The organism is Bartonella sp. AA18HLJMS, assembly GCF_042197245.1.
GTDB lineage: Bacteria > Pseudomonadota > Alphaproteobacteria > Rhizobiales > Rhizobiaceae > Bartonella.
On record NZ_JBHIRP010000044.1, the window covers coordinates 1 to 3161 of the forward strand.

At 39.5% G+C, this 3161-nt stretch carries 5 protein-coding genes and 1 pseudogene; 3 read left to right on the forward strand and 3 right to left on the reverse strand.

Annotated features, from left to right (window positions below; genetic code table 11):
* Positions 1–405 precede the first annotated feature (405 nt).
* A complete protein-coding gene (locus tag ACFINW_RS09630) occupies positions 406–1161 on the forward strand; it encodes an antA/AntB antirepressor family protein (RefSeq protein WP_375621859.1) in 756 nt (251 codons plus the stop codon).
* Positions 1158–1436: a hypothetical protein gene (locus tag ACFINW_RS09635; RefSeq protein WP_375627783.1), complete on the forward strand. Its 279-nt coding sequence runs from the start codon at positions 1158–1160 to the stop codon at positions 1434–1436. Before ACFINW_RS09630 ends, ACFINW_RS09635 begins: the two co-directional genes overlap by 4 nt.
* A 47-nt stretch (positions 1437–1483) precedes the next feature.
* On the opposite strand, the gene ACFINW_RS09640 is transcribed toward ACFINW_RS09635, so the two are convergent.
* Together ACFINW_RS09640 and ACFINW_RS09645 are read right to left on the reverse strand one after the other, a co-directional pair.
* A complete protein-coding gene (locus ACFINW_RS09640) occupies positions 1484–1813 on the reverse strand; it encodes a HigA family addiction module antitoxin (protein WP_375627782.1) in 330 nt (109 codons plus the stop codon).
* Positions 1814–1843: 30 nt separating this feature from the next.
* Positions 1844–2119, reverse strand: coding sequence for a type II toxin-antitoxin system RelE/ParE family toxin (locus ACFINW_RS09645; protein ID WP_273791641.1), 276 nt, complete (start codon positions 2117–2119; stop codon positions 1844–1846).
* A 119-nt stretch (positions 2120–2238) separates the two neighbouring features.
* Between ACFINW_RS09645 and ACFINW_RS09650 the strand changes: the two genes are divergently transcribed.
* A complete protein-coding gene (locus ACFINW_RS09650) occupies positions 2239–2418 on the forward strand; it encodes a hypothetical protein (protein ID WP_375621862.1) in 180 nt (59 codons plus the stop codon).
* A gap of 320 nt (positions 2419–2738) precedes the next feature.
* Here the strand turns inward: ACFINW_RS09650 and ACFINW_RS09655 are convergent.
* A pseudogene (locus tag ACFINW_RS09655) lies at positions 2739–3161 on the reverse strand (hypothetical protein); the annotation flags it as partial.

The following is a 3161-nucleotide window of genomic DNA, read 5'->3' on the forward strand; positions in this document are numbered from 1 at the left end:
CCGTGTAGAAAACCTGTTGCCATACTTTATGCTCCTTTAAATGAGGGGTGAATGAAAATGAATGGGAAAAATGAGGGGGTGATTGCTGTATTTGTTAGACCGGCATAATGATAAAAAATTATCGAAAATAGCTTGACATTATTTATGCAATGTGTATTTTCGAATCAGGTGCCTCAAAAACACCTTGACGATAAGCGGGTGGATTGCCGAAACAGTCTTTTTTCCGCAGATTAAAAGCTTTGACTCATTATATGCGTATAGCATATAAATGGCTTGTCGGGTGTGGTTACGCTATACAATACCCTTTGGGGGAAAGCATAACGACGGACTTATCGCCGTGTTTTTGAGCACCCGGCACTCTTTTATCGAGTGTCAATCAAAAACATTTAACGATAAGGAGTTCTCATGAACACTCTTATTCCAATATTGGAACAAATAATTGATCAGGAAACTGTTCAAACGGTAAATGCGCGCGAATTACATGCGTTTTTGGAAATAGGAAAAGATTTCTCTACTTGGATTACAGACCGTATTAACAAATATAATTTATTAGAAAATCAAGACTTTGTTTGCTCCCCGATTTTGGGGAGCAAAGGCAGGGGTGGTCACAATCGTAAAGATTATCATCTAACTTTAAGTGTAGCTAAAGAACTTTCTATGCTTGAGAATAATAAGAAAGGTAGAGAAGCCCGTTTATACTTTATCAAATGTGAAAGGCTTTTAAAACAAGTAGCAACCCCACAGATAGCTGCATCACAAGTTGATTATTCCAAACCCGAAGCATTACTTGGTGTTTTGAATCACTTACAAAGTCAAATCGAGCAAAAGGATAACACTATTGCTGAATTGACTCCAAAAGCAGAAGCTTTAGAAGGCTTAAAGCGTTCTGATGGTCTGTTTGGTCTTATCGAAGCAGCAAAGATGTTAGAGGTACGACCAAAGGACTTAACGGATTATTTGCGTAAACATGATTGGGTGTATCGGCGTGCTCCAGGGGCGCCTCTGTTACCTTATCAGGATAAGATAAAGAAAGGATTCATGGATTGTCCCGCTATTACCATTCAAAGACCAGATGGTACAGAAAAGGTGCTGCCTTCAACAAAAATTACACCAAAAGGATTGGCTTGTTTGAGAGAGCAAATCCATGGAGGTGTGCAATGAAGATAGATACCAATTTCTTATGCGATTTGTGGTTGGCATTATCTCAATTTTCTAGACATGAAAATATGAATGATAAAGATTGTACAGCTCTGGTTGATACTATGAGTGTCATAGAAAAAGCTTTAATTTTAAAACTTCAAGATGAGATGCCAAGTATACTTAAAATCTTAATAGTTCTAACAGATTTTGGTGATTCAGAACTGCCGCATAGCATGGATCCTTTATTGCGCGCTTATGAACCAGATTTCGAGAACCCTATTAAAAAGGTTGCTTAAGTTCAAAAACATGACTTATCTCCTCGTCTTTAAGGGCGGGGAGAAGGTTACGAATGGCTATGTTCCATTTGCGTATTCATTTCGCTAGCTGTTAGTGTTGGAATAGAAGAGACATCAATGTCCCTCAAGGCATGCCATGTATCATAATTGGCTTGAAGCTGTAGCCAAAGGGCTGGTCCATTTCCTAACAATTTACCAATGCGAGCCGCTGTTACGGCTGTGACTGGACGTTCTCCTTTAAGGATACCGTGCAAGTGCTGGCGTGATATTTGAAGAATCCTAGCAATTTCGGTTTTGCTTGCATTTAAATGTTCTAAGGATTCAGCTAAAATTTCTCCTGGATGAGAAGGACAACGATTAGGATTACGTGTGGTCATGGATAGTTTCCTTTACAAATCTTAAAACCTTCAGTGGTATTGCTCTAGATCAACATGGTAAACGTGTCTGTCTTTAAATTCAAAAGTGATACACCAAGGACCATTGATATGAATTGTGTAGCGAGTTGGAGTAAAGCCTTTAAGCATATGAAAATTATAACCTGGTACATTGATATCACTAACTTGAGAAGCCGCGTCAAGGGCATCAAGACGGCGAATAATACGCTGTTGAAGCCTGCTATCAATCTTACTTTTTCCTGTTTCCCAGAGAGATTGGAGGTCTTTATTTTTAAATGTTTTGATCATAGCAAACTCAACAACTTTATTTTAAGTAAGATGTAATGTATTAAGTGACAATTGTCAACAAAAATGTTACAATTTAATGTGATTGATGCCAACACTGTGGAACTACAAGAATTTAAGAAATGAATATCAAACCAATTCGTGCTGAGAGGGAGTACCAAGAAGCTTTAGAAATTGTGTCTGCAATGTTTGATAAGCAGCCAGAAGTTAATACTCCAGAATTTGATAGAATGAAAACTCTTGTTTTGTTAATTGAAGCTTATGAAACAGAACACTATCCTGTTTCTCCACCTCATGCGTAAAGAGAAGAATAGGTGCATGGAGGGGATAAATTTGCACGTTAACATCAAGGATTTTACAAACATACCAACGGCTGTCTGATCAAATATTGCTAAAAACTTAGATCCCTTGCCATTCTTAATAAAGTGAATACGAAGTTTAAATTCTATTTTCCTCTTGCTCTCCAAATCAATGAAGAAACAATAACAATCATCTCACTCTCTCATAAGACTGACACTGTCAGTCAAAAAGCTCTTTAAAGGGCTTTAGAAGGGCTTAAAATCATACAAGCCAGCTTATACAACAGCTATCCATTTGACTTGTGCTATCTTTGGTTATGTAATTAATCTTTCCATAACCTTATAAGGACAGCGCCATCAGCTCCAGCACCACTTGGAGAAGAATCAGAGTGAGCACCAGCCCCGCCGCCGCCAAAACCACGCCCTGCTTTTCCCGAACTATAGGAACCTTTGCCGACTCCTCCAGAGCCACCTCTTGATGTATCACCTCCAGCATCACCGCCATTACCGCTAGTCTCGCTCGTAATTCCGTTTGTCCCAGCATAACCATTTCCACCTTTGGAAAATCCTGGATGTTCATCTGTTGCTAAACCAAAGTTTCCACCTGTTCCTCCAGCACCGCCACCGCCTGAATAGTAGGTAGTCGTACCACCACCAAATCCCGTGTGGGATTGATAGGCAGAAGCACCCCCACCACCATGTCCTCCTGTCGCCGTAATAAAATTCTTTCCAACAGCTGTTGTTCC